The 25,464-nt window shown below is 70.6% G+C and carries 29 protein-coding genes; 20 read left to right on the top strand and 9 right to left on the bottom strand.

Going from position 1 to position 25,464, the window contains the following annotated elements; translation table 11 throughout:
• Positions 1–22: 22 nt before the first annotated feature.
• From ACIGEP_RS10220 to ACIGEP_RS10200, 5 genes are all read left to right on the top strand, one after another.
• Complete coding sequence (locus ACIGEP_RS10220; RefSeq protein ID WP_396661515.1) at positions 23–1,717, top strand: glycoside hydrolase family 13 protein; 1,695 nt, start codon at positions 23–25, stop codon at positions 1,715–1,717.
• Between the two features lie 76 nt (positions 1,718–1,793).
• A complete protein-coding gene (locus ACIGEP_RS10215; RefSeq protein ID WP_396661514.1) occupies positions 1,794–2,591 on the top strand; it encodes a DNA-formamidopyrimidine glycosylase family protein in 798 nt (265 codons plus the stop codon).
• A 49-nt stretch (positions 2,592–2,640) separates the two neighbouring features.
• Positions 2,641–3,291 (top strand): GNAT family N-acetyltransferase, encoded by a 651-nt coding sequence (locus tag ACIGEP_RS10210; protein WP_396661513.1) that lies wholly within the window; start codon positions 2,641–2,643, stop codon positions 3,289–3,291.
• 73 nt (positions 3,292–3,364) lie between these two features.
• Positions 3,365–3,739 (top strand): DUF3253 domain-containing protein, encoded by a 375-nt coding sequence (locus ACIGEP_RS10205; protein WP_396661512.1) that lies wholly within the window; start codon positions 3,365–3,367, stop codon positions 3,737–3,739.
• A 1-nt stretch (position 3,740) separates the two neighbouring features.
• The gene (locus tag ACIGEP_RS10200) at positions 3,741–4,193 is read left to right on the top strand and encodes an MSMEG_6728 family protein (RefSeq protein WP_396661511.1); all 453 of its coding nucleotides are present in this window, start codon (positions 3,741–3,743) and stop codon (positions 4,191–4,193) included.
• 1 nt (position 4,194) lies between these two features.
• On the opposite strand, the gene ACIGEP_RS10195 is transcribed toward ACIGEP_RS10200, so the two are convergent.
• Genes ACIGEP_RS10195 through ACIGEP_RS10185 form a run of 3 tightly spaced genes read right to left on the bottom strand, consistent with a single transcriptional unit; the run spans position 4,195 to position 6,012 of the window.
• Positions 4,195–5,199 carry an adenosine deaminase gene (locus tag ACIGEP_RS10195; protein WP_396661510.1) on the bottom strand — a complete coding sequence of 335 codons (1,005 nt, stop codon included), beginning with the start codon at positions 5,197–5,199 and terminating at the stop codon, positions 4,195–4,197.
• A gap of 52 nt (positions 5,200–5,251) precedes the next feature.
• Positions 5,252–5,500 carry a hypothetical protein gene (locus ACIGEP_RS10190; protein ID WP_396661509.1) on the bottom strand — a complete coding sequence of 83 codons (249 nt, stop codon included), beginning with the start codon at positions 5,498–5,500 and terminating at the stop codon, positions 5,252–5,254.
• A gap of 41 nt (positions 5,501–5,541) precedes the next feature.
• Entirely contained in the window at positions 5,542–6,012 is a 471-nt protein-coding gene (locus ACIGEP_RS10185) for an Asp23/Gls24 family envelope stress response protein (protein WP_396661508.1), read from the bottom strand.
• A 183-nt stretch (positions 6,013–6,195) separates the two neighbouring features.
• Here ACIGEP_RS10185 and ACIGEP_RS10180 point away from each other — a divergent pair, with 183 nt between their 5' ends.
• From ACIGEP_RS10180 to ACIGEP_RS10170, 3 genes are all read left to right on the top strand, one after another.
• Positions 6,196–6,645 carry a DUF805 domain-containing protein gene (locus ACIGEP_RS10180; RefSeq protein ID WP_396661507.1) on the top strand — a complete coding sequence of 150 codons (450 nt, stop codon included), beginning with the start codon at positions 6,196–6,198 and terminating at the stop codon, positions 6,643–6,645.
• Between the two features lie 129 nt (positions 6,646–6,774).
• Positions 6,775–8,061: a Na+/H+ antiporter NhaA gene (gene nhaA, locus ACIGEP_RS10175; RefSeq protein WP_396661506.1), complete on the top strand. Its 1,287-nt coding sequence runs from the start codon at positions 6,775–6,777 to the stop codon at positions 8,059–8,061.
• A complete protein-coding gene (locus tag ACIGEP_RS10170; protein ID WP_396661505.1) occupies positions 8,058–8,396 on the top strand; it encodes a DUF6804 family protein in 339 nt (112 codons plus the stop codon). The genes nhaA and ACIGEP_RS10170 overlap by 4 nt, the downstream gene beginning before the upstream one ends.
• A 9-nt stretch (positions 8,397–8,405) precedes the next feature.
• Here the strand turns inward: ACIGEP_RS10170 and ACIGEP_RS10165 are convergent, their stop codons facing one another.
• Positions 8,406–9,341 (bottom strand): aldo/keto reductase family oxidoreductase, encoded by a 936-nt coding sequence (locus ACIGEP_RS10165; protein WP_396661504.1) that lies wholly within the window; start codon positions 9,339–9,341, stop codon positions 8,406–8,408.
• A complete protein-coding gene (locus ACIGEP_RS10160; protein WP_396661503.1) occupies positions 9,341–10,159 on the bottom strand; it encodes an EI24 domain-containing protein in 819 nt (272 codons plus the stop codon). Before ACIGEP_RS10160 ends, ACIGEP_RS10165 begins: the two co-directional genes overlap by 1 nt.
• Before the next feature lie 94 nt (positions 10,160–10,253).
• On the opposite strand from ACIGEP_RS10160, the gene ACIGEP_RS10155 reads away from it, so the two are divergent.
• The 4 genes from ACIGEP_RS10155 to ACIGEP_RS10140 all read left to right on the top strand — a co-directional run bounded on the left by ACIGEP_RS10155 (position 10,254) and on the right by ACIGEP_RS10140 (position 13,202).
• Positions 10,254–10,718 carry a DUF2975 domain-containing protein gene (locus tag ACIGEP_RS10155; RefSeq protein WP_396661502.1) on the top strand — a complete coding sequence of 155 codons (465 nt, stop codon included), beginning with the start codon at positions 10,254–10,256 and terminating at the stop codon, positions 10,716–10,718.
• Positions 10,719–10,801: 83 nt separating this feature from the next.
• Entirely contained in the window at positions 10,802–12,169 is a 1,368-nt protein-coding gene (locus ACIGEP_RS10150) for an APC family permease (RefSeq protein ID WP_396661501.1), read from the top strand.
• A gap of 38 nt (positions 12,170–12,207) precedes the next feature.
• Positions 12,208–12,543, top strand: coding sequence for an ArsR/SmtB family transcription factor (locus ACIGEP_RS10145; protein ID WP_396661500.1), 336 nt, complete (start codon positions 12,208–12,210; stop codon positions 12,541–12,543).
• Positions 12,525–13,202 (top strand): cation diffusion facilitator family transporter, encoded by a 678-nt coding sequence (locus tag ACIGEP_RS10140; RefSeq protein ID WP_396661499.1) that lies wholly within the window; start codon positions 12,525–12,527, stop codon positions 13,200–13,202. The genes ACIGEP_RS10145 and ACIGEP_RS10140 overlap by 19 nt, the downstream gene beginning before the upstream one ends.
• Before the next feature lie 13 nt (positions 13,203–13,215).
• Here ACIGEP_RS10140 and ACIGEP_RS10135 read toward each other — a convergent pair whose 3' ends face one another.
• The gene (locus tag ACIGEP_RS10135) at positions 13,216–14,238 is read right to left on the bottom strand and encodes a LacI family DNA-binding transcriptional regulator (RefSeq protein WP_396661498.1); all 1,023 of its coding nucleotides are present in this window, start codon (positions 14,236–14,238) and stop codon (positions 13,216–13,218) included.
• A 110-nt stretch (positions 14,239–14,348) separates the two neighbouring features.
• Between ACIGEP_RS10135 and ACIGEP_RS10130 the strand changes: the two genes are divergently transcribed.
• Both ACIGEP_RS10130 and ACIGEP_RS10125 read left to right on the top strand, forming a co-directional pair.
• Positions 14,349–15,284 carry a dihydrodipicolinate synthase family protein gene (locus ACIGEP_RS10130; RefSeq protein WP_396661497.1) on the top strand — a complete coding sequence of 312 codons (936 nt, stop codon included), beginning with the start codon at positions 14,349–14,351 and terminating at the stop codon, positions 15,282–15,284.
• Between the two features lie 133 nt (positions 15,285–15,417).
• Complete coding sequence (locus ACIGEP_RS10125; RefSeq protein ID WP_396661496.1) at positions 15,418–16,740, top strand: Nramp family divalent metal transporter; 1,323 nt, start codon at positions 15,418–15,420, stop codon at positions 16,738–16,740.
• A gap of 40 nt (positions 16,741–16,780) precedes the next feature.
• Here ACIGEP_RS10125 and ACIGEP_RS10120 read toward each other — a convergent pair whose 3' ends face one another.
• A complete protein-coding gene (locus ACIGEP_RS10120) occupies positions 16,781–17,860 on the bottom strand; it encodes a sensor histidine kinase (RefSeq protein ID WP_396661495.1) in 1,080 nt (359 codons plus the stop codon).
• Entirely contained in the window at positions 17,857–18,522 is a 666-nt protein-coding gene (locus tag ACIGEP_RS10115) for a response regulator transcription factor (RefSeq protein ID WP_396661494.1), read from the bottom strand. The genes ACIGEP_RS10120 and ACIGEP_RS10115 overlap by 4 nt, the downstream gene beginning before the upstream one ends.
• An 86-nt stretch (positions 18,523–18,608) precedes the next feature.
• Here ACIGEP_RS10115 and ACIGEP_RS10110 point away from each other — a divergent pair, with 86 nt between their 5' ends.
• A complete protein-coding gene (locus tag ACIGEP_RS10110) occupies positions 18,609–19,166 on the top strand; it encodes a M15 family metallopeptidase (protein WP_396661493.1) in 558 nt (185 codons plus the stop codon).
• Positions 19,167–19,197: 31 nt separating this feature from the next.
• Positions 19,198–20,448: an FAD-binding protein gene (locus tag ACIGEP_RS10105; RefSeq protein WP_396661492.1), complete on the top strand. Its 1,251-nt coding sequence runs from the start codon at positions 19,198–19,200 to the stop codon at positions 20,446–20,448.
• A gap of 31 nt (positions 20,449–20,479) precedes the next feature.
• On the opposite strand, the gene ACIGEP_RS10100 is transcribed toward ACIGEP_RS10105, so the two are convergent.
• Entirely contained in the window at positions 20,480–20,725 is a 246-nt protein-coding gene (locus ACIGEP_RS10100) for a hypothetical protein (protein WP_396661491.1), read from the bottom strand.
• Between the two features lie 199 nt (positions 20,726–20,924).
• Here ACIGEP_RS10100 and ACIGEP_RS10095 point away from each other — a divergent pair, with 199 nt between their 5' ends.
• From ACIGEP_RS10095 to ACIGEP_RS10080, 4 genes are all read left to right on the top strand, one after another.
• Positions 20,925–21,932, top strand: coding sequence for an SDR family oxidoreductase (locus ACIGEP_RS10095; RefSeq protein WP_396661490.1), 1,008 nt, complete (start codon positions 20,925–20,927; stop codon positions 21,930–21,932).
• A 42-nt stretch (positions 21,933–21,974) separates the two neighbouring features.
• Positions 21,975–22,769 (top strand): thioesterase family protein, encoded by a 795-nt coding sequence (locus ACIGEP_RS10090; protein ID WP_396661489.1) that lies wholly within the window; start codon positions 21,975–21,977, stop codon positions 22,767–22,769.
• Complete coding sequence (locus ACIGEP_RS10085; protein WP_396661488.1) at positions 22,766–23,626, top strand: SDR family oxidoreductase; 861 nt, start codon at positions 22,766–22,768, stop codon at positions 23,624–23,626. Before ACIGEP_RS10090 ends, ACIGEP_RS10085 begins: the two co-directional genes overlap by 4 nt.
• 184 nt (positions 23,627–23,810) lie before the next feature.
• Positions 23,811–25,463, top strand: coding sequence for an FAD-binding dehydrogenase (locus ACIGEP_RS10080; RefSeq protein ID WP_396661487.1), 1,653 nt, complete (start codon positions 23,811–23,813; stop codon positions 25,461–25,463).
• Position 25,464: the final 1 nt, after the last annotated feature.

The raw sequence follows: 25,464 nt of genomic DNA, 5'->3' as shown, positions 1-25,464 counted from the left end.
CACCGATCCCGAAAGGACCCCCGTGACCTCCGACGTGCAGACCGCACCCGACACCGCCGACCTCGCCGACGCCGAGCTGCCCGAATGGTGGCGGCAGGCGGTCGTCTACCAGGTGTATCCCCGCAGCTTCGCGGATGCCGACGGTGACGGCATCGGCGACCTGCGCGGCATCCGCTCTCGTGTCCCGTATCTGAAGGAACTCGGCGTCGACGCGATCTGGATGAGCCCGTTCTACCCGTCGGAGCTCGCCGACGGCGGGTACGACGTGGCGGACTACCGTGACGTCGACCCGCGGCTGGGCAGCCTCGACGACGCCGACGCCTTGATCGCCGCGCTCCACGAGGCGGGGATCAAGGTGGTCATCGACATCGTTCCGAACCACACGTCCGACCAGCACGCCTGGTTCCGGGAGGCGCTGGCCGCCGGGCGCGGATCGGCGGCGCGGGCGCGCTACATCTTCCGCGATGGGAAGGGCGAGAACGGTGAGGAGCCGCCGGCGGACTGGCAGTCGGTGTTCGGCGGGCCGGCGTGGGAGCCCGTCGGCGACGGACAGTGGTACTTCCACAACTTCGCCGTCGAGCAGCCCGACCTCGACTGGTCGAACCCCGAGGTGAGGGCCGATTTCGTGCGGACGCTGCGCTTCTGGTCCGACCGGGGCGTCGACGGGTTCCGCATCGACGTCGCCCACATGCTGACGAAGGACCTGCCGGAGGACCTGCCCACCCAGGCGGAGCTCGACGCGATGCCGCGCGACGGGCAACATCCGATGATCGACCGCGACGACGTGCATGAGGTGTACGCCGAATGGCGGCAGGTGTTCAACTCCTACGACCCGCCGCGGACGGCCGTCGCCGAGGCGTGGGTCGACCCGTCGCGGATCCCGCTGTACGCGAGCGCCGAGAGCCTCGGCCAGGCGTTCAACTTCGACCTGCTCGAAGCCGACTTCGACGCGGGTCAGTTCCGGCGGATCGTCGCCGACAACCTCGCGCTCGCCGCCTCGTCGGGATCGTCGACGACGTGGGTGCTGTCGAACCACGATGTCGTGCGCCATGCGACGCGGTACGGGCTGCCGCATCCGGAGCGGGATGCCACGGGCCGCCCCTCGCGCAAGCACGGCAACGAGTGGCTGCTCTCGGGCGGTACCGAGCCTGCGCTCGACGCCGAGGCGGGGCTCCGTCGTGCGCGCGCCGCGAGCATGTTCGTGCTCGGGCTGCCGGGCTCGGCCTACGTCTACCAGGGCGAGGAGCTCGGGCTGCAGGAGGTCGCGGACATCCCCGAGGCCGAGCGGCAGGACCCGACCTTCTTCCGCAGCCCCGGCGAGGACATCGGTCGCGACGGATGCCGGGTGCCGATCCCCTGGACCGAGTCCGGCTCGTCGTTCGGCTTCGGCGAGGGCGGATCGCACCTGCCGCAGCCGGAGTGGTTCGGCGCGATGTCGGTCGAGGCGCAGGAGGACGACCCCGCGTCGACCCTGAACCTGTATCGGCGCGCCCTTCATCTGCGCGACGAGCTGCAGACTGCCGAAGAGCTGGCCTGGATCGACACCGGCCGCGACGACGTCCTGGCGTTCGCTCGTCCGAACGGCTGGACCGTCGTCACGAACTTCGGCGACGAGCCGGCCGAGCTGCCGACGGGCGAGATCCTGCTGGCGAGCGCCGAGCTCGCGGGCGACCGCCTGCCCGGCGCGACGACGGTCTGGCTGCGCGCGGCGCGCTGACCCGTCTCCGCGGGGTCCGCAAGCCGTCGACGGGCGGCTGCGGACCCCGCTACGGTCATCCGACGGAGGTGAGCGGATGCCGGAGGGCGACAGCGTGTTCCGGTTGCGGCAGCGGCTGGCCGCGGCATCCGTCGGGCACACGATCGCCTCGGGTGAGCTGCGTTCGGGTGGCGCGGCGGGCACGCCGCTCGCCGGCGCCCGGATCGTCGCGTACGACACCCACGGCAAGCACCTGCTGACCCGGTTCGACACGGGGCACACGCTGCACACGCACCTGCGGATGCAGGGGAGCTGGACAGTCACGCGGCCGGGTCGCCGCATCCCGTCCCGCGAGGAGCACCGGGTGCGCGTGCGGATGCGCCTCGACGACGAGTCGACGCTGTGGGGGATCGACCTTCCCGTCGTCGAACTCGTCGCCACGGCGGGCGAGGACGCGGTGCTCGGGTACCTCGGTCCTGATCCGCTGCGCGAGGACTGGGATGCCGCCGAGGCCGTGCGCCGGCTCGCATCGCGGCCCGATCGAACGGTCGTCGCGGCGCTCCTCGACCAGCGCAACCTGGCGGGTCTCGGCAACCTGTGGGTCAACGAGACCGCGTTCCTCTCCGGCGCGCATCCCTTCGCACCGATCGGGTCGGTCGATCTAGTGCCCCTCGTCGAGAGGGCGGCACGGATGCTGCGGGTCTCGGCGACCGCGCCCGGGATGTACCAGGTGACCACCGGTTCGACCCGCAAGGGGGAGTCGCACTGGGTCGTCGGGCGCGCGGGACGCCCGTGCCTGCGGTGCGGCACCCGCATCCTCGTCCGCAACGAGGTCGCGAACGACCCCGAGCGTCGCCGCACCTGGTGGTGCCCGCGCTGCCAGCCCGAGGTGTGACGCCGTCATGTGAAGGCGCGCCGCCCGCCGAGACGGGTAGGGTCCCGGCATGGAACTCGAGGAGATCTGGCCGCTGTTCGAACTCTCGATCGGCACGCCGAATCTGACCCTGCGCCCCGTCCGTGACGTCGACCTGCCGGGATTGGTTCAGGCGGCGGCGGACGGGGTGCACGACCCGGAGCGGATGCCGTTCGGCGTCCCCTGGACCGATGCGGATCCCGCTGATCTTCCCCGGAACCTGGCCGAGTACCAATGGAGTCTTCGCACCAGAGTGAACCCTGCACACTGGACAGTCGCGTTCGCCGTCCACGCGAACGGCCGTGTTGTGGGTTCGCAAGACCTGTCTGCGTATACCTTCGCCGACCGGCGAACCGTCAACACGGGCTCCTGGCTCACCAGGTCTGCTCAGGGCCGGGGCTGGGGAACCGAGATGCGGGCGGCGCTGCTGATGTTCGCGTTCGACGTTCTCGGGGCGGAATGGGCGGAATCCAGCGCAGCGTCCTGGAACGAGGCGTCCCTCGCCGTGTCCCGCAAGCTCGGGTACGAACTCAACGGCGTGACGCGCGTCGTCCCTCGGCAGGGTGAGCCCGTAGATGAACAGCGGGTTCGGTTGCATCGGGACGCCTTCATCCGACCTGACTGGTCCATCGCCGTCTCCGGTGCGGAGCCAGCCCTCGCACAGCTCGGCGTGCCCACCTGACTGAGGACCGGGACGGATGCGGTGAATGCGCAACCCCTTCGCCCGTGTCGGCTCTCCGACGTACCGTCGCGGCATGGCTTCCACCCCGGCACCCAAGTCCTGCGCCTCGTGCGGGCGCGAGATCCAGTGGCGCAAGAAGTGGGAGAAGAACTGGGACGAGGTGAAATACTGCTCCGACGCGTGCCGCAAGCGCGGTATCCGTCCCGTCGATGAGAAGCTCACGCGCACGATCGTCGAACTGCTGGATGCGCGGGCGGCGTCGGCGACCATCTGCCCGTCCGAGGCGGCGAAAGCGGTCGGCGGCGACGAGTGGCGCGACCTCATGGAACCCGCCCGTCGGGCGGCGAGGCGTCTGGTCGCGTCTGGTGAAGTCGAGATCACCCAGCGCGGGCAGGTCGCCGATCCGTCGACCGCGAAGGGGCCCATCCGCATCCGGAAGGTGCGCTGACGTGCAGACCTTCGTCCCCTACGCCGACCTCGCCCGCGGCATGGCCGCGCTCGACACGAAGCGCCTCGGCAAGCAGCGCGTCGAGACCCTGCAGGTGATGCGGGCGCTGACCATCCCTGACTACGGCTGGCGCCACCACCCTGCGGTCGCCATGTGGCGCGGCCACCGCGCGGCACTCATGGTCTACCAGGACCTCACGGTCGACGAGTGGGTGCGCCGCGGCTTCGCCGACACGACCCGGCAGTCCACCCTCGCGACCCTCGACGAGATCCCCGAGGACGGGGTGGAGTACCGGTCCGGGACGGTGCGGATGCCGGGCTGGTTCGGCCGGGAGGACGTCCACCGCTCGCACCGCTCGAATCTGCTCCGCAAGGACCTCGAGTACTACCGGGCGCAGGGCTTCGACGATCCCGACGACCTGCCGTACGTGTGGCCGAAGGCGGAGGCGGAGTGAGTCAGGCGGATGCCGCCCACGCCCGCACCCGAGCGATGAGATCGGCCTTGCGCGCGGCATCCGCGAACGACGCCTCGATCGAGTTCTCGGCGAGCTGCGCCAGTTCGGCCGTGTCGAAGCCGAGCGAGGCGACGGCGGCGTAGTTGTCGCCGATGTAGCCGCCGAAGTAGGACGGGTCGTCGGAGTTGATCGTGACGACGACGCCCGCGTCGACGAGCTCGCGCAGCGGATGCGCGGCCAGCTCGGGGACGGCACGCAGTCGTACGTTCGACAGCGGGCACACGGTGAGCGGCACCCGGTGCTCGACGAGATGCGCGAGCAGGTCGGGGTCCTCCACCGATCGGATGCCGTGGTCCACCCGCTCGACCTCGAGCACGCGCAGCGCCTCCCAGACGTAGGCGGCGGGTCCCTCCTCGCCGGCGTGGGCGACGCGGTGCAGCCCGAGCTCGGCGGCGCGGCGGAACACTCCCTCGAAGAGCGACGGCGGGTAGCCGACCTCTGCCGAGTCCAGGCCGATGCCGAGCAGCTCGTGCGCACGCGGGGCGATCTCGTCGAGCAGTGCCTCCGCCGACGCGACCGGCTGGTCGCGCACGACACAGACGATGAGGCCACCGGTGATGCCGAAGCGTTCGGCCGCGACCGCGAAACCGGCACGGAGCCCGTCGATCACGACGTCGACGGGCACCCCGTTCGCGGCATGGATCTGCGGGTCGAAGAACATCTCCACATGGTGGACGCCGTCGGCCGCCGCCCTCTCGAAGTAGGCGACCGCGAGGTCGGTGAAGTCCTGTTCGGTGCGGAGCGCCATCATGCACGCGTAGTACAGGTCGAGGAACGACTGCAGGTCGGTGAAGTCGTACCGCGCGCGGAGATCGTCGATGTCGGCGAACGGCAGTGCGACGCCGTTGCGCGCGGCGAGGGCGAACGCGAGCTCGGGCTCGAGCGTCCCCTCGATGTGGAGGTGGAGCTCGGCCTTCGGGAGGGTGCGCAGATCGGGGCTCTTCACGGGGAGCCATCGTACGCACCCTCCCGGGTGGGCCGGGTGGGAGAGGTGCCGGTCAGCTGATCCGCGAACGGACCTCGTGGGCGGCATCCCGGATCTTGTCGGCCAGGTCCTCCGCCGTGCCCTTCGCGGCCTTGGCGATCTTCTTGGCCTTGCGCTCCCGGTCCTTCTTCGTCTTGCGCTCCTCCCGCAGTCGCACGAGCTGGTGCGGGACCGACTCGGACTTCTTCACGGTGACGGAGCGGCTGCCGATCACGTACGCCGCGAAGGCGATCGCGCCGATGATCAGGATCTTGTTGCGCATGTTCCGGATCTCTCCTCAGGTGTGACGGATGCCGCGCCGCCTCAAGCGACGCGCGGTTCGGCCTGCTCGTCGGACTCGTCCTCGATGTGGACGTCGTGGATCTCGACGTTCACCTCGACGACATCGAGTCCGGTGAGACGGTGCACGGCGCCGGCGACGGAGCTGCGCACCTCGTCGGCGACACGGCCGATCGGGGCGGGGTACTCGACGACGACCTTCAGGTCGACCGCGGCCTGGGTCTCGCCGACCTCGACCTTGACGCCCTGCGTCAGATCGGTCGCGTTGATCGCGTCGCGGATCGCGCCGATGGCGCGGGCTCCGCCGCCGCCCAGGGCGTAGACGCCCGACACTTCACGCGCGGCGATGCCGGCGACCTTCGACACGACGCCGTCGGCGATCGTGATGGTGCCGGCGACCGAGGAGTTCTCAGCCTTGCGCGAGACCGGGGCGCGGTCGACGCGAGCGGCGGGGGCCGCGGCGGACGGGGTGGGGGTGTTCTGGTTCTCAGCCATGTCACTGTCCTTCTCTGTGTCTGTGGGTGGCGGAGTGCTCCGCCTCTACACATGAGAGGGATGTCGGCCCGGGTTCGTCACAAAATAGTCGCGGTGTCCGTCAGGATGTACCCACGCAACCGAACGCGCCCGGAGGAACCGATGTCGTACGCACCGCCCCCACCGCCCCCGTACGGTCGTCCGATGCCGCCGGCCGCCGGGCCAGGACAACCGCCGCTGGAATGGCCGCACTACGGAGCGTCCTTCACGCAGGCGTTCGTGCGGTACTGGAAGAAGTACGCCACCTTCACCGGGCGCGCGAGCCTCAGCGAGTTCTGGTGGATGCGGCTCGCGTACTTCCTGATCGTGATGGTGCTCGTCGTGATCATGATCGGCGGAGCGCTCGTCGCTGTCTCCTACGATCCGATGACCGGCGAGAGTCAGCCGGGGCCGCTGATCGCGGTCGGCGGCATCCTGCTGTTCCTCTTCTTTATCGCGACGATCATCCCGGATGCCGCGCTCACGTGGCGTCGACTGCATGACGCGAACCTGCCCGGACCGCTGTTCTTCCTCTCCCTCGTCCCAGGCGGCGGCATCGTCCTCCTCGTGCTGACGCTGCTGCCGACGAACCCCGCCGGTCGCCGCTTCGGGTGACCGGCCGGCGCCGGGGGGCGCCTCGGTACGATGAGATGTCGCCGATTGTCGACATTCGAGGGCTGACGCGCGCTGCCCGCCAGAGCGCTCCGTCCGACCGCCGATCCCCGACGCGGAAAGCGATCCGTCATGTCCTCCTCCCCGTCCTCCCGCATCGCTCCGCATGAGATCTGGCGCGGCATCCGCCAGACCGTCCAGACCGACACCTTCGGCGGCATCCTGCTGCTGGCCGCGACCGTCGCGGCGCTCGTGCTCGCCAACTCCCCCGCCGCGCCCTGGTACGTCGGCCTGCGCGAGACCTCCTTCGGGCCCGAAGCCCTGCACCTGCACCTGACCGTCGCCCACTGGGCGGCGGACGGCCTGCTCGCGATCTTCTTCTTCGTCGTCGGACTCGAACTGAAGGAGGAGATCGTCGCCGGGCGCTTGCGCTCGCCACGGATCGCGGCGGTGCCCGTCATCGGCGCACTCGGCGGGGTCATCGTCCCTGCGCTCATCTTCACGGCGTTCACCCTGTCGGTGCCGGGCGACGCGGTGCGCGGGTGGGCGATCCCGACGGCGACCGACATCGCCTTCGCCGTCGCGGTCTTCGCCGTCGTGGCCAAGGGGCTGCCGCCGGCGCTCCGCGTCTTCCTGCTGACGCTCGCCGTCGTCGACGACCTCTTCGCGATCACGATCATCGCCACCGTCTACACCGACGACCTGCAGCCCGTGTGGCTCGCGGCGGCGATCATCCCGCTCGTCGTGTTCGGGCTCGCGGTGCGGCGCGGCATCCGTCACTGGTGGGTGTTGATGCCGCTCGCGGTCGTCACCTGGGCGCTCGTCCACGCGTCGGGCGTGCACGCGACGATCGCCGGCGTGCTGCTGGCCTTCACGGTGCCGGCGATCGTCACGCCGCGCGCCCGGGTGCGGGTGGGGACGGATGCCGACGGTGCACCCATCCACGATGCGCTCACCGCGCACTTCGCCGACCGGTTCGGTCCGATCTCGACGCTCGTGGCGATCCCGATCTTCGCGTTCTTCTCCGCGGGAGTCGCGGTCGGCGGTTGGGACGGACTGGTCTCGGCGTTCGCCGATCCGGTGACCCTCGGCATCCTCTTCGGACTCGTGATCGGCAAGCCGATCGGGATCCTGCTCGCCGTGTTCCTGCTCACGCGCGTGCCGGCCGTGCGGCGGACCTTCGAACTGCAGTGGGGTGACATGCTGGGCGTCGGCCTGCTCGCCGGCATCGGGTTCACCGTCGCTCTGCTCGTGGGCGAGCTGTCGTACGGGGTCGGATCGCTGGCGGACGACCACGCGAAGATCGGCATCCTCAGTGGCTCGGTGGTCGCGGCGATCGTCGGCGGGGCGGTGCTCGCCGGGCGCGCGCGACGCGTGCGGCAGACTGAGAAGACGTCCCCCTCCCGAGGAGCCCCGTGAGCCGCACGCAGCCGACACCCGCGATGTATCAGCGCAACGCCCTGGCGCCGAGCCTGCTCGCGGCGGTGGTCCTGTTCGTCGCGCCGGCGCTGCTCGCGACCGACTGGTTCCTCACCGTCCGATTCGTCGCCACGATCTTCGCGCTCATCATCGGGTGGTTCGCGGTGCAGGCGAAGCAGTGGTGGTGGGTGCCGCCCATGCTCGCGATCGCGGTGATCTGGAACCCGATCTTCCCGTTCCCGTTCCTCGGGACGATATGGGGCGCGGCTCAGGTCGCCGCTGCGTTCGTCTTCCTGGCGGCGGGCGCGACGATCAAGACCCGCCGAGAGGGCTGAGCCCGCGGCTCACGGCACCTTGTGGCCGGCCGCCGAGATCAGCCCGTACCACTCGGCGCGGGTCAGCGGGATCTCGGAGCCGGCTGCGGCATCCGTCACCCGCTGCGGGTTGGTCGTACCGAGCACGACCTGCATGTGCGCGGGATGCCGCGTGATCCAGGCGGTCGCGATCGCCGTGGGCGTCACGTCGTACTTCGCGGCGAGACGGTCCAGCAGTGCGTTGAGCTCGGGCAGCTCGGGGGCGTCGAACATGACCCCGTCGAAGAACCCCTTCTGGAACGGCGACCACGCCTGCAGGGTGATGCCGTTGATGCGCGCGTAGTCGACCAGTCCGCCGCCGTCGCGGGTGATCGCGTCGTCCTCACCCGCCATGTTCGACGCGAGACCCTGGGCGACGATCGTCGAGTGCGTGATCGACAGCTGCACCTGATTGGCGACGATCGGTTGCGTCACCGCGGTCTTCAGCAGGTCGATCTGGCGCGGCGTGTGGTTCGAGACGCCGAAGGCGCGGACCTTGCCCGACGACTCCAGGTGCTCGAAGGCGCGCGCGACCTCTTCGGGTTCGACGAGCGCGTCGGGACGGTGCAGCAGGAGGACGTCGATTCGGTCGGTGCCGAGCGCCTGCAACGACTCCTCGGCCGAGGCGACGATGTGCTCGTAGGAGTGGTCGAAGTGCCACTCGTCGGGGACGATGCCCGTCTTGGTCTGCAGGGTGATCTCGTCGCGCTCGGCGGAGCTCAGGTTCAGCGCCTCCGCGAATCGGCGTTCGCAGCCGTGGCGCGAGCTGCCGTACAGGTCGGCATGGTCGAAGAAGTCGACGCCCGCGGCGCGACACGCGTCGTACAGCTCGCGGATGGCGGCATCCGACATCTCCTCGATGCGCATCATCCCGGCGACGACGTTGGGGACCGTGCGGTCGGTGGGCCCGAGGGGGACGAGGCGCATCATCGTGCTCCGTTTCTGCGTCGTGGCGACGCGGTCGACTCTTCAGCATGGCCGACGTCGGACCGCGCGTCGAGCAGCGTGCGCGCGAGCACGGTCGATCCCGCGACCGCGGCGGGCATCGCGAGCACGGCGCCGAGCGGCACCAGGAAGCAGAGCTGGGTCGCGACACCGAACCCCAGCACCCGCGCGCGGTGCCCGCGGCGCAGGTCGCGGCGGGCCGCGGCATCCAGTCCTCGGGCCGCGAGCGCGCGGGAGGTGAGTTCGTCGGCCAGGAGCCAGCCGGTGAGGAAGGCGGCGACGACCGCGCCCAGGACGGTGCCGACGAGGGGGATCAGTCCCACCAGTCCGGCGACGACGGCGGCGAGGAGACCGCGCAGGATGAGTCCGATGCTGTCGCCGACCGACCGCCAGAAGCCGTAGTCCGATTCCGGGGGAGCGTCGCCCACATACTCTTCGACCCGTCGCCAGATGCGCTCGTAGAACGGGTCGCCCACCAGCAGCGTGAGCGCGGTGAACGACACGACGGCGAGCACGATCGCGCCGCCGAGGAGCGCCGCGCCGACGCCGAAGCGCACGAGGTCGGCGCCGAGCTGCGCCCACCCGTCGGCGAAGCCGGTGAGCGCGTCGACCACGTCGCGCAGGAAGACGATCAGCGTGATGATGCCCGCCAGCAGTACGACGCCGACGATCGCGGCCGGTATCAGTCCGAGGGCCATCGCGCCGGGCAGCCGTCCCCAGAACGAGAAACCGCGGCCGAGGTCGCCGACGCCGCGGAAGAACGACGCCAGCGGGCGACGCGCGGGCGGGGGAGTCGTCATGCCCCCATCCTGCCGTGCCCAGCGAGAAGCGAGACGCTGGCGTCGGCACCGTTTATCGATATATGGTCATCGACAATCGATAGATGGGACGCGCATGATCGCTCTCGGCAAGGCGGGCGCCGGTTTCCTCTTCACGGTGATCGTGATCCTGCAGATCTGGGTCGTCCCCGACCTCATCGACGGGGCGGCGCAGGTGATCCCCGAGGTCGCCGGGCTGAGGGATGCGGGGGTGGTGCTCCTCGGCGTCCTGCTGTTCTGCGGGCAGCTCGCGCTCGTCTGCGTGTGGCGGCTGCTGACCCGCGCAGCTCACGGGCGGATCTTCGAGGACGGAGCGATCCGCTGGGTCGACGCGATGATCGGATGCGTCGGCGCCGCGATGACCGTCGTGGTCGTGGGATGCGCGGTCCTCGTCGGCGCGGGAGCCGGGAGCCGGTTCGTGGTGTGGATGACGTTCCTCGCCCTCGTCGTCGGCGTCGGCGTCGCGCTCCTCGTCGGGGCGCTGCGAGACGTGCTCCGGAGCGCGGTGAACCTGCAGGACCAGGTCGACGCGCGCGGGTGACCCGCGGCATCCGGGTCCTCAGCACGCGAGCGACCATCGCGCCAGGGGTTGCATCAGACGCGCGAGTTCGTTGAAGTGGTGCGATGACAAACGACACGACGGCTCCACCTGCCCAGGAAAAGCCCGGTCTGAAGCGCGCGGTCGGCACATGGCTGCTCTTCGCCTTCATCGTCGGCGACACACTCGGCGCGGGCATCTACACGCTCGTCGGCACGATGGCGACCGATGTGGGCGGCGTCATCTGGCTGCCGCTGCTCATCGCCCTCGTCGTCGCGCTGCTCACGGCCGGCACCTACGCGGAACTCATCACGAAGTACCCGCACGCCGGCGGTGCGGCACGCTACGTCGACAAGGCCTTCGGCATCCCGTTCCTGTCGTTCCTCGTCGGGTTCCTCATGATGGCCTCGGGGATCACCACCGCCGCGGCGCTCGCCAACGCGTTCGCCGGTGACTACTTCAGCGCCCTGATCGACATCCCGCCGATCCCCGTCGCGATCGGGTTCATCCTCGTCCTGACGCTCATCAACCTCCGCGGCGTCAAAGAATCGCTCGCGACCAATATGGTCGCCTCGATGATCGAGGTCACCGGACTCGTCCTCGTGATCGTCATCGCGGCGATCGTCTTCGGCAGCGGCGGTGGCGAACCGTCGCGGATCTTCGAGTTCGCGCCCGACGTCCCGCCGCTCGAGGGTGCCTTCGCGGCGTCCATCATCGCCTTTTTCTCGTTCCTCGGATTCGAGGCCGCCGCGAACATGGCCGAGGAGGTCAAGAACCCGTCGCGTGCCTACCCCCGCGCACTCTTCGGGGCGATCTTCACGGCGGCGGTCATCTACCTCTGCATCGCCGTCGGCGCGGTCATCGTGGTCGAGCCGACCGTGCTGGCGAAATCGACGGGCCCGCTGCTCGAGGTCGTGAACGCCAGCGGTCTCGCCGTGCCGGGATGGCTGTTCAGCCTCATCGCCCTCGTCGCGATCGCCAACGGTGCCCTGCTGTTCATGGTGATGGCGAGCCGCGTCGGCTACGGCCTCGCCGAATCGGGCCTGCTGCCCCACGCGTTCGGGAAGGTCCTGCCGAAGCGTCGTACGCCGTGGGTGTCGATCGTCGTCGTGGCGGGCGTCACGATGCTGCTGACCGTCGTCGGCGACATCTCCACCCTCGCCAACACCACGGTGCTGCTCCTGCTGCTGGTCTTCATCACGGCCAACGTGAGCGTGCTCGTGCTCAAGAAGGACAAGGTCGAGCACTCGCACTTCTCCGTGCCGCGGATCGTCCCGATCCTCGCCATCATCGCGAGCGTCGTGCTGCTCACGCAGCAGGATGCGGTGGTCTGGCTCGCCACCGCCGGCTACGTCGTCGTCGGAGCGCTCCTCTTCTTCATCGCCCGCTTCACCCGGCGCCGCGGGGACCGCAAGATCGCGGAGCGGACGGGCGCGATCGACACCGTCCGATGACCTGACGGAATGGTCAGCATCTGCTGTATAGTCATCGGGTGCTGACCATTCCCGATCGCGTCGACGTCATGAACCGGCTGGGGCGTGCCATGGCCGATCCGTCGCGGTCCCGCGTCCTGCTCGCCCTGCTCGAGGGGCCGGGCTACCCCGCCGATCTGGCTCGTGACCTCGACCTCACCCGCTCGAACGTCTCCAACCACCTCGCGTGCCTCCGCGGCTGCGGGCTCGTGGTCGCCGAGCCGGAAGGGCGGCGCACGCGCTACGAGATCGCCGATCCGCACCTGGCCGACGGCATGCGACGCCTGCTCGACGCCGTCCTCGCCGTCGACGCCGGAGAGGGCTGCACGATCGACGGATGCCGGTGCTGCGGATGACCGCGACCGTCGACCTCGCGCGCACCGAGGTTCTTCGCCGCCGCATCCGAGGGATCGTCGTCGCCACCATCGCGTACAACCTCGTCGAAGCGATCGTCGCGCTCGCCGCGGGAACGGTCGCGTCGTCTGCCGCTCTCGTCGGGTTCGGCCTCGACTCCACGATCGAGGTCCTGTCGGCGGGGGCGGTGGCGTGGCAGTTCACCCGCCGTGATCCCGAACGCTGGGAGCGGGGGACGTTGCGGGTGATCGCCGTCGCGTTCTTCGCCCTCGCTGCCTACGTCGTCGTGTCGTCGACGGCGTCGCTGTTGCTGCGAACGGAGCCCGACTCGTCGCCGGTCGGTATCGGCCTGGCGGCGGCGAGTGTGGTCGCGATGCCGGTCCTGTCGCTGGTGGAACGTCGGGCCGGGCGCGAACTCGGTTCGGCCACGGCCGTCGCCGACTCGCGGCAGACGCTCATCTGCGCGTACCTCTCGGGCGCGGTGCTCGTCGGTCTCGTCCTGAACAGTGTCTTCGGGTGGTGGTGGGCCGACCCGGCGGCGGCGCTGGTGATCGCGATCTTCGCGGTGCGCGAAGGTGTCGAGGCGTGGCGGGGAGACGCCTGCGCGACCTCGGTGGGCATGCTCCTCGAGGACGAGCAGGACGAGCACCTCGGGCGCTGACGCGCCCGACGGATCAGGCGACGTGCGCGGTCGACGCGCGGGGGATGAGCGTCGGCATCGCCAGCCGCATCGATGATCCCGGCTCCGGCGTGAGCAGCAGCTCGATCGCCGTGGTCGCGATCTGATCGAAGGGCGTCCGCACCGAGGTGAGGGGGACCGGCAGCTGCGCGACGAGCGGGATGTCGTTGTAGCCGACGAGGGACAGGTCGCGGCCCGGTACGAGCCCGCGGTTCTGGGCGACGGTCAGGATGCCGAGGGCCAGGTTGTCGTTCGCCGCGAAGATCGCGGTCGGCCTGTCGGCGCCGCCCAACAGGCGATGCCCGGCGTCGATGCCGTGATCCAGCCCGTAACCGACGGCGAGGATGCGCTCCTCCGAGAGGGTGATCCCCGCTTCCGCCGCGGCGCGTTCGGCTCCCGCGCGCCGGTCGCGTCCGCTCGAGGTGAACCACGGCCCGGTGACGACGCCGATGTCGCGGTGCCCGAGGTCGATGAGGTGGCGCACCGCGAGGTAGCCGCCCGTCTCGTCGTCGCCGAGGGACGACGGGCTCACGCGGTCGGTGCGGAGCGCGAGGACGTGCGGGACGTTCCGGTCGCGTAGTGACGCCGGCAGCCCGTCATCGATGCGGGCGGTCGCCAGCACCACCCCGTCGACACCCCGGTCGAGGAGGGTCTCGGTCGCCCGACGTTCCTCGTCGGCGTCGTCGCCGCACGTGGCGACGACGGCGAAGTGACCGCGCTGACGCGCCGCGCGCTCTATCGCTTCGAACATGAGCGCCATGACGGCATCCGTCAATCTAGGGACGAGGACGCCGATGGTCCCGGTGGCGCCGCGCCGCAGATTCGAGGCGAAGACGTTGCGCCGGTAGCCGAGCTCGTCCGCGACGGCACGGACGCGCTGGGCGGTCTCGGACCTCGAGGGCGGGGTGCGTTCGTCGAGAATGCGGCTGACCGTCGAGATGCTGACGCCGGATGCCTCGGCGACATCGCGCAACGTCACCGGGCCGCCGTTCCCGCCCGGCTTCGAGGTGATCGCCATTGCTCCCCCTTGACATGATCTGTGATCGTCAGCATACTTGCAATCGTTACTGCAAACGTTCCCGCCAACGTTTTCACCCGGCGGGTCTCAACGAAGAGAAGGAGCAAGCCATGGTCCTCGACCTCCGTGGTCTCAACCCCGCACCCGTCACCCCCTTCACCGAGGACGGTGCCGTCGACTACGCCGCGATCCAGCGTCTGGGCTCCTGGCTCGGCTCGATCGAGGGCGTCAAGAGCCTCGTCGTCCTCGGCCACGCCGGTGAGGGCACGTTCCTCACCGAGGCCGAGCAGCTCGACGTCATCCGCGCCTTCCGCGACTCGGTCGACGACGCGCTGCCGATCATCGCCGGCATCACCAAGGAGGGCAACCTCACCGCCGCCCTCGAGGCCAAGGCCGCCGCGGATGCCGGGGCCACCGGCGCCCTCGTCTACCCCTCCCACGGATGGCTGCGCTTCGGCTTCCAGCCCGGCGCCCCGCAGACCCGTTACCGCGCGATCTGGGAGGAGTCGGGGCTCGAGGAGATCCTGTTCCAGTACCCCGACAACACCAAGGCCAGCTACGACCTCGACACCCAGCTCGAGATCGCGGGCCAAGAGGGCGTGAACCACACGAAGAACGGCGTCCGCAATATGCGCCGCTGGTACACCGAGATCCCGGCGCTGCGCGCGGCGTACCCCGAGCTCCAGGTGCTGTCGTGCCACGACGAGTACCTGCTGCCGACGATGTTCGACGTCGACGGTCTGCTCGTGGGGTACGGCAACATCGCGCCCGAACTGCTCGTCGAGCTCATCGCGGCCGGCAAGGCGAAGGACTACGCCGCCGCGCACGCCATCCACGAGCGCCTCCTGCCCGTGACGAAGGCCGTCTACCACCGCGGCTCGCACATGGAGGGCACGGTCGCCCTCAAGTGGGGCCTCGTGAACCGCGGCATCCTCGACCACGCCACCGTTCGCGAGCCGCTGCTGCCGCTCGAGCCCGGAGCGGATGCCGAGATCGCCGCCGCGTTCGCCTCCGCCGACCTCGGCAAGGTCAGCGTCTCCGTGTGACCCGACTCCGGGGACCGGTCGCCCGCCGGTCCCCGGAGACATGGACGGCACCGCACCCGTCGATCTACCCTTCAGTGCGGCTCTTCAGTCAACGACGACTGGGCGGCAGGACCGCCCTCGAGAAGGAGCTCTCATGAGCATCGACCGCTCGCGCACCACCCGACCCCCGGCGACACCCGGGACCGGGCACGGCCGCATCTCCACCGAGACGGTGAGGACCATCGTGGAGTCCAGTCACACCCGTCGCACGTTCTGGCGGCAGCTCGCCCTCATCGGGCCGGCGTTCGTCGCGGGCGCGTGGCAGTTCGGTCCCGGCAACCTCACGACCGCCATGAATGCGGGCGCGGCATACGGCTACACCCTCATCTGGGTGATCATCGTCTCGACGATCCTCATGATCTTCCTCACCGACATGAGCGTGCGCCTGGGCATCCGGACGCCGGTCTCGCTCATCGCGTCGGTCAAGGAGCGGCTCGGCGGCTGGGTCGGCGTCCTCGCCGGGTTCGGGGTCTTCCTCATCACGCTGTGCTTCTCCGTCGGCAACGCGGTCGGGTCCGGCGTGGGCCTGTCGATGCTCATCCCCGGCACATCGCCCATTATGTGGACGATCATCTGCACCGTCGCGGTCGCGTCGATCCTGTTCCTCAAGGGGATCTATCGGGTCGTCGAGAAGATCCTCATCGGGATCGTCGCCCTGATGGCTGTCTGCTTCATCGTGTCGGCGTTCGCTGCCAACCCCGACTGGGCGGCGGCCGGCACGGGTCTCATCCCCATCGTCCCCGACAACGCATGGCTGCTCATCATCGGGCTCGTCGGCACCAACTTCTCGATCAACGCGGCGTTCTACACGTCGTACGGCACGAAGGCCCGTGGGCGAAAGAAGGAGGACTACCGCGAGATCACCATCGTGGACACGATCCCCGGCATCGTGGCTCCGGGCATCATGACGGCCCTCGTGATCGTGGTCGCCGCGGCGGTCCTGAACGCGACCGGCACCGATGCGCCAGGAGCGTTCGGTGGGCTCGCGCGGATCTTCGAGCCCATCGCCGGACCCGTCGGGGCGTGGATCTTCGCGCTCGGCTTCTTCGGTGCCGCGTTCTCATCGATGATCCCGAACTGCGTGGCGGGCGGAACGATGCTCTCCGACGCGCTCGGCAAGGGAGCGTCCGCCGAGACGAAGACCGCTCGGCTCGGCAGCGCCTTCATCCTGGCCTTCGGCGTCGCGGTCACGCTCATCTTCTCGGGGTCGTCCCCCGTGGAGCTCATCATCCTGGCGCAGGCCTTGACCGTGCTGTTCGCGCCGATCCTCGCCCTGCTCATCATCGTGATGGCCAACGACAGGCGCCTCATGGGACCGTTGCGCAACACGTGGTGGCAGAACGTGTTCGGTGTCATCGGACTGGTCTCGGTGCTCGCCCTCTCGATCCGCCTGATCATCAGCCTCATCGGGTCCTGACGTCCACTGAGAGTCGCGACCGTTCCACCGGTCGCGGCCCTCAGTGCGCGGATGGCAGCCGCACCGTCGCGCGGAGGCCGCCCGACGATCGCGCCGCGAGGATGAGCGTTCCGCCGTGCGCCTCGGCGATCGCGGCGACGATCGCGAGACCGAGTCCGTTGCGCTCGTGATCGGACCGGCGGATGCGGGTGGTGCCGCGCTGGAACGGCTCGGCGAGCGTCGCGACGGCCGCGGCATCCATCCGTTCTCCAGCGTTCTCCACGATGAGGACGGCCGCGTCGTGGTCGCGATGCGTCGTGACCGTTACCGGCTCGGCCGCATCCCCGTGGATCACGGCGTTCTGCAGCAGGTTCAGGGCGACCTGCCCGAGCAGGCTCGCCGACCCCACGGTGGTCACCGGTTCGCCGTGGACGAGAAGATCGACGCCGCGCGCCTCGGCGAGCGGCAGCAGCGTCTCGACGGCCTCCTCGGCGAGGAGCGAGAGATCGACGGGGTCGCGGGGGAACCCGCCGCGCTCGACACGGCTGAGCAGGAGGAGAGCCTCGACGAGGTCGATGCCGCGGTCGTTCACGGCCGCCAGGCGTTCCAGCAGCTCGTCCACGTCGCGGTCCGGATCCGAGCGGGCGACATCGAGCAGCGTGCGAGCGATCGCCAACGGGGTGCGCAGCTCGTGCGATGCGTTGGCGGCGAAACGCCGCTGCTCGGCGACCTGCGACTCGACGCGCTGCAGCATCCCGTCGAACGAGTCCGCCAGTTCGCGGAACTCGTCGTTGCGCCCCGTCATCCGCACCCTCGTCGCGAGGTCTCCGGCATCTGCTCGGCGCGTAGCGGCAGTCAGCTGCGCGAGCGGAGCGAGCATGCGGCCGGCGAGCACCCACCCGCCGACGGCTCCGACGGCCAGCAGGCCGAGCATGACCGCCGCCGCCGGGGGGACGAAGGCGCGCACGAGGTCGCCCTGGCTCGGGGCGAATCCGGTGTCGGAGAAGAGCGGCTCGTCGGGGATGTACCGCAGGAGGAAGAGCCACACGATCGTGAGGATCAGGGCACCGGCGACCAGCACGAGGGTCACGTAGCTCAGCGTGAGCTTCACGCGCGCGCTGAGACCGGGCGGTCGACTCACGCCGCAGCCTCGATGCGGTATCCGACGCCGGGCTCGGTCACGATCAGCCACGGCTCGCCCAGGCGCTTCCGGAGCGCCGACACCGTGATCCGCACCGCATTGGTGAAGGGGTCGGCATTCGCGTCCCACGCCTGCTCGAGCAGAGACTCGGCGCTGACGACACCACCCTCCGCGGCCACGAGCACCTCGAGCACGGCGAACTGCTTGCGGGTCAGTGCGACGTACCGGCCGTCGCGATACACCTCGCGGCGGAACGGGTCGACCCGTAGGCCCGCATACTCGCGGACCGGCGGGCGGTGCGCGGCGCGGCGCCTGTCGAGGGCGCGGAGGCGGAGGACCAGTTCCCGCAGCTCGAAGGGCTTCGTGAGGTAGTCGTCCGCGCCGAGCTCGAAGCCCGACTCTTTGTCGTCGAGGCGATCGGCGGCGGTCAGCATGAGGATCGGCGTTCCACTGCCCGAGCGGACGATCGTGCGGGCGATGTCGTCACCGGACGGACCCGGGACGTCGCGATCGAGGATCGCGATGTCGTACGCGTTCACGGCGAGCATCTCGAGCGCCGTGTCGCCGTCGCCCGCGACATCGGCCGCGATCGCCTCGAGACGCAGACCGTCACGGATCGCCCCCGCCATGAGGGGTTCGTCCTCGACGATCAGTACACGCACGACTCGATCGTACGAACCGGGCCGTATCGTCCGCGTATCCGATTCCGCGTACACCCCCACAACATCGGTTCCGTTGGGCTGTGCTCATGAGACGTATCGCTTCACTGCTCGCCCTGCTAACCGTTTCCCTCGTGGTGGCGGGGTGCGCCGTCGCGGGGAGCGTCGACGGCCCCGGCATCCGCACCGTGTCGGCGCGTGATCAGGGGGAGGTTCCCGAGAACACGACCGCCTTCGACGACGACGTCCCCGCCATCGCTCGCCTCGACCCCGCGCTGCGGCGGGCGCTGCAGGACGCGAGCAGCCGTGCTGCCGCCGACGGCCTGACGGTGAGGATCAACAGCGGATGGCGGTCGCCCGAGATGCAGGAGCGGCTGCTGCGCGACGCGATCGACACCTACGGTTCGCGCGAGGAGGCGTCGCGGTGGGTCGCCACGCCCGAGACCTCTGCGCACGTGTCGGGTGACGCGGTCGATGTGGGGCCGTGGGATGCCGCCGACTGGCTCGACCGGCACGGCGCGGCGTTCGGTCTGTGCCGCATCTACGTCAATGAGCCGTGGCACTTCGAGCTGCGGCCGGACGCCGCCACCGACGGATGTCCACGGCAGTACCTGGATCCGACGGAGGATCCGCGGGTGGCCGGCTGACCACCCCCGCACCGCGCCTAGGCTGGCACGCATGAGCGACGACGCCGGCCTGAACTGGTCCCGCAACATCCGCTATTCGGCAGAGCGCATCGTCGCCCCGTCGACGGTCGACGAGCTGCGCGAGGTGGTCGCGGCATCCGCGTCCGTGAAGGCACTCGGCTCGCGGCACTCGTTCACCCGCATCGCCGACACGACCGGCACGCTCGTCTCGACCGCCGAGCTCGACCTGCCGATCCAGGTGGATGCCGCGCAGCGCCGTGTGCGCGTCGGCGGCGGCGTCCGGTACGGCGAACTCGCGCAGGAGCTCGACCGGCACGGCTCGGCGCTCGCGAACCTCGCGTCGCTGCCGCACATCTCCGTCGCGGGCGCGGTGAGCACGGGCACGCACGGGTCCGGCGTGGCGAACCGCTCGCTCGCGGCGGCGGTCACGGGGCTGGAACTCGTCACCTCGACCGGTGACCTCGTCCGGTTGAGCGAGACCGACGAGACGTTCTACGGCGCGGTCGTGGGACTCGGTGCCCTCGGCATCGTGACGACGGTCGAGCTCGCGATCGAGCCGACCTTCGAGGTCGCTCAGACGGTCTACGAGAACGTGCCGGTCGAGGCGGTCCGCGAGGCGTTCGATGTCATTGCCGCCTCGGCCTACAGCGTGTCGTTCTTCACCACCTTCCGCGAGGACATGTACGTCGATCAGGTGTGGCGCAAGGAACGAACGGATGCCGCGGCGACGCCGATCCCCGCCGCGCTGCGCGATCGCGAGGCGGCCGGCGCCCGGCATCCATTGCCCGGGGTGTCCGCCGCGTCGTGCACGGTGCAGGGCGGCAAGGCGGGACGGTGGCTCGACCGGCTGCCGCACTTCCGCCTGGAGTTCACCCCGTCGAACGGCGAGGAGCTGCAGTCCGAGTTCCTGCTGCCGATCGCCGACGCCGTCGCCGCGTTCGATGCGGTGCGTGAGCTCGCCGAGCGGTTGAAGCCGGTGCTGCAGGTGTGCGAGGTGCGCACGATCACGGGCGACGAGCTGTGGCTGTCGCCGAGCGCAGGGCGCGATTCGGTCGCGTTCCACTTCACGTGGACCGCCGACGAGGCGGGAGTGGCCGCCGTGCTGCCCGAGCTCGAGTCGGCGCTCGCGCCCTTCGACGCCCGCCCGCACTGGGGCAAGGTCTTCACGCCGCGCGACCCGGCCGAGCTCTACCCGCGGTGGGCGGACTTCGTCGCCCTGCAGCGCGAGCTCGACCCGCGCGGCGCGTTCGTGAACGACTACCTGCGCGCGCTCGGGCTGTAGGCGGGTCGAGCGGCGCTGCCGGCGACGTGAGTTACGCCGGATCGGTCTCGATCTCGCCGTTCGCGATCGCGTCGGCGTAGGTGCGGATGTCGGGGCCCGGCTCCCAGTCGATGAACTTGTCCTTCAGCGCGCCGGTGAGTGCGGCGTAGGCATCGTCCGAGGACATCTCGTCACCGGAGCGGGCGAGGTCGACCACGGCCTCCCGCAGCACCCGGTCGGCATCGTCGAGGATCTTGCCGCGGGCTTCGTCGTTCCAGCGGATCTCTGAGCTCTTCATGCCGCGACGCTAGCCCGGGGGGCGGATGCCGCGTCCCGGCTTGCGTTCCGGGCCTCGATGCGCTTGCCCCGTACCCCATCCCCACTGCGCTGGCAACGGGATCCCCCACCTCGGAGGAAGACCGAAGGATGGATGCAGCGGTCGACGCTCGACTCCATCGGGTTCCCCACCCGGTCGGGCCCCCGCGGAGGAGTCACCCGTGAGCAGCACCACATCCCGAGGCGTCGCCGTCGTCACCGGCGGGAGCGCCGGACTCGGCCGCGCGATCGTCCGCGAGCTCGCGACGCGCGGCTGGGACGTCGCCGTCCTCGCCCGCGGGTTCGAAGGGGTGGATGCCGCTGCCACCGAGGTGCGCGCGAAGGGCCGCCGCGCACACGGTGTCACCGTCGACGTCGCCGACCACGCCGCCCTCGAACTCGCCGCGGCGGAGGTCGAGGCCGAGCTCGGCGAGATCGACCTGTGGGTGAACAACGTCATGGCGGGCTCGATCGCGCCGTTCCTCGACACCACTCCCGAGGACTACGAGCGCGCGACCCAGGTCACGTACCTCGGCACCGTGAACGGCACACGCGCCGCGCTACGACGGATGCGGGAGCGCGACCGCGGCCACATCATCCAGATCGGCTCGGCGCTCGCGCACCGCGGCATCCCGCTGCAGGCCGCGTACTGCGGATCGAAGCACGCGATCCACGGCTTCACCGACTCGGTCGTGTCCGAGCTCACGCACGAAGGCAGCGCCGTCGCCGTCTCGATCGTCGACATGCCGGCGCTCAACACGACGCAGTTCGGGTGGGTGAAGTCGCCGTTCCCGCAGCATCCTCAGCCCGTCCCGCCGATCTACCAGCCCGAGGTCGGCGCCCGCGCGGTCGCCGACGTCGCCGACAAGCCGCGCCGGCGCACGTGGGTCGGGGAGTCGACCGTCGGGCTCGTCCTCGGAACCCGCGTCGCGGGTCGCTTCATGGACTGGTACCTCGCGAAGAACGCGTGGGAGGGTCAGTTCGCCGATGACAAGGACGCATCGACCACGCCGCCGAACCTCTACGAGCCCGCGGGCGGCGACCACGGAGCGCACGGCGCCTTCGACGACCGCGCGCGCGGCGAGAGCCTGCAGACCCGCGCGCTGCGGCACCGGCTCGGGCTCTACTCCGCGGCATCCGTCGCGGGGGTGGCGGCGCTCGCGGGGGTCGCGAAGCTCCTGCGACGCTGACCCCTGACCCGAGGGCCCGGTCCGCGGGTAGCATCCCTTCTCGTGCCCGCCTACTTCGACCGCATCGCTTCTGAACGGACGGACGCGACCCGGTTCCGCCCCACCGCCTTCACCGGCGGGGCGTGGAACCCCGCCGAGCAGCACGTGGCTCCGCCGATCGGCCTGCTCGCCCATGCGATCGAGGTCGACCACGCGGCGCGCAGCCCGCAGCCGATGCAGCTGTCGCGCCTCTCGGTCGACATCCTCGGTGTGATCCCCATCGACGAGGTCGAGGTGACGTGTCGAGTACTGCGTCCCGGCCGCAGCATCGAGCTCGTCGAGGCGACGCTCGCGCAGGGTGGCCGACCGGCGCTCAGCGCGCGCGCATGGCTCATGCACACGCGGGACACCGAGGGGCTCGCCGGCTCGGCGTACCCGTCGATGCCGCCGCGGGACGCGGTCGAGCGCGTCGACCCGTCGTCGGCCTGGCCCGGTCAGTTCATCGCGACCGTCGGCGAGGTGCGCCGGCGTCAGCAGGGACCCGGGCGCGCGCAGACCTGGATCCTGCCCGCCGTCCCGCTGCTCGAGGGCGAGCCGGTCTCGACCACGGACCGCCTGGTGTCGCTCATCGACATCGCCAACGGCGTGACCCCGCGCGCCGACCCGCGCGAGGTCGCCTTCCCCAACCTCGACCTGACGCTCCACCTCGTCCGCGCGCCCGAGGACGGCTGGATCGGGTTCGACACGACCGTCACCTTCGGTGCGACGGGGCTCGGGATGACGCAGACGATCCTCCACGACGACCGAGGTGTCCTCGGCTCGGTCGTGCAGTCCCTCACCGTGAGGCCGCACCGATGACCGCGCCGCTGACCGGCACGACCGCCCTCATCACCGGTGTCTCACGCCGGCGCGGGATCGGGTACGCCGTCGCGGTGCGCCTGGCGGAGCTCGGAGCGAGCGTGTTCATTCAGCACTGGCGTCCGCACGACCTCGACCAGCCGTGGGGCGGCGACGACCTCGACGCGGTGCGTACGGGCATCCGCTCGGCCCTCGTCGGCGACGCGCGCTTCGGCGATGCCGAGGTCGATCTGACGGATGCCGAGACCGTCCCGGGCCTCATCGATGCCGCCGCTGCGCTCACCGGACGCCTCGACATCCTCGTCTGCAACCACGCGAAGAGCGGCGACGACGGCGGCATCCTCGACATGACCGCCGACCGGCTCGACGCGTTCTGGGACACCAATACGCGCTCGACGCTCCTGCTGACGGCCGAGTTCGCCCGCCGCCTCGCACCGCCGCAGTCCGGGCAGCGCCGGCCGGGTGACCCGGTCGAGGGTGCGAAGCCGTACGCGGAGCCCACCGGGCGTGTCTTCTGGATGACGTCCGGGCAGGGGCACGGCGCGATGCGCGGCGAGGTCGCCTACGCGACGAGCAAGGCCGCGCTGGCCGGCGTCACCCGCACGGTCGCGGCCGACCTTCTCGACCTCGGCATCATCCTCAACACGATCAACCCGGGGCCGGTCAACACGGGGTACATGGATCCCGACACCGCCGACCGCGACACCTCGGCGCTCGACGAGTGGCTGCGCACGACCGCGTTCGGCCGCGTCGGAGTGCCGACCGACCCCGCCGCCCTCATCGGCTGGCTCGCCACCGCCGAGGGCGCCTGGATCGTCGGCCAGGTCCTCACGAGCGACGGCGGTTTCAGCCTATAGCGGTGACGAATGCACGACCGGTGGTGCAGGAGTCGCCTCGCCGCCGCGCGCACGCAACACCCGCCCCACCGGTCGTGCATTCGTCACCTGGACCGGGCGGCGACCAGCGCCGAGCACGCCGCATCCGCCTAGAGTCTCTTCAGCACCCGTCGCCGCCGACGGGCACGTCGAAGGAGACGCACGCATGACAACGGATGCCGCAGACGCGATCGTCGTCGGAGCGGGACTGGCCGGACTGGTCGCCGCCGCCGAGCTCCTCGACGCCGGCAAGCGCGTGCTGATCGTCGAGCAGGAGCCCGAGGCGAGCCTCGGCGGGCAGGCGTGGTGGTCGTTCGGGGGACCGTTCCTCGTCGACTCGCCCGAGCAGCGCCGGCTCGGCGTGAAGGATTCGCTCGACCTCGCGCGGCAGGACTGGTTCGGCTCCGCCGGCTTCGACCGCCCCGAGGACCGCTGGCCGCGGGCGTGGGCCGAGGCGTACCTCGAGTTCGCGGCCGGCGAGAAGCGTGCGTGGCTGCGGGATTGCGGCATCCGCTTCTTCCCCGTCGTGGGCTGGGCCGAGCGCGGCGGCGACCGCGCGACGGCGCACGGCAACTCGGTGCCGCGGTTCCACATCACGTGGGGCACCGGTCCCGGTGTGCTCGATCCGTTCGTCCGACGCGTGCTCGAGGGGGTCGCATCGGGCCGCGCCCGCATCGCGTTCCGGCACCGCGTCGACCGCCTCGAGGTCGACGGGGGCGCCGTCGTCGGCGTCAGCGGCGCGGTGCTCGCCCCCGACGCCGCCGAGCGCGGTGCGCCGAGCAACCGCGACGAGACGGGTGGGTTCTCGTTCCGCGCCGGGGCCGTGCTCGTCTCGAGCGGCGGCATCGGCGGCAACCACGATCTCGTCCGCGCGCAGTGGCCCGCCCGCATGGGGCGCGCGCCGGAGACGATGCTGTCGGGTGTCCCCGCCCACGTCGACGGACGGATGCTGGGGGTCGCCGAGTCCGCCGGCGCGCACCTCATCAACGGCGACCGCATGTGGCACTACGTCGAGGGCATCCAGAACCACAGCCCGGTGTGGCCGCGCCACGGCATCCGGATCCTTCCGGGGCCCTCGTCGCTGTGGCTGGATGCCACCGGTCACCGCCTGCCGACCCCGCTGTTCCCGGGGTTCGACACGATCGGCACCCTCGAGCACATCGTCGCGACGGGTCACGATCACAGCTGGTTCGTGCTCAACCAGGCGATCCTCAAGAAGGAGTTCGCCCTCTCGGGCAGCGAGCAGAACCCCGATCTCACCGGCAAGGACCTGAAGCTCCTCGCGGGGCGGCTGAAGGCCGGCCGGGCCACCCCGCCGGTCGAGACGTTCAAGGAGCGCGGGGCGGACTTCATCGTCGCCGACACGGTGCCGCAGCTGTTCGAGCGGATGCGGGCGGCATCCGATCTGCTCGACATCGATCGCGTGCGCCTCGAACTCGAGGCCCGCGACCGCGAGATGACGAATCCGTTCACGAAGGACGCGCAGGTCACCGCCGTGCGGCAGGCGCGGCGGTACCGGGGCGACAAGCTGCTGCGCGTCGCGACGCCGGGCCCGATCGTCGACCCGAAGAACGGTCCGCTGATCGCGGTGAAGCTGCACATCATCACGCGCAAGAGTCTCGGCGGCATCGAGACCGACCTGTCCGGCCGTGCGCTCGCCGCGGGAGGCGACCCGATCCCGGGGCTGTACGCCGCGGGTGAGGCGAGCGGGTTCGGGGGCGGCGGCGTGCACGGTTACCGCGCGCTCGAGGGCACATTCCTAGGCGGCTGCATCTTCTCGGGCCGCGCGGCGGGTCGGGCGATGGCCGCCGCCGTCTGAG

The sequence above is a fragment of the Microbacterium sp. NPDC077663 genome, from assembly GCF_044542795.1.
Lineage (GTDB): Bacteria > Actinomycetota > Actinomycetes > Actinomycetales > Microbacteriaceae > Microbacterium.
This window is presented reverse-complemented; position numbering and strand designations above follow the sequence as displayed.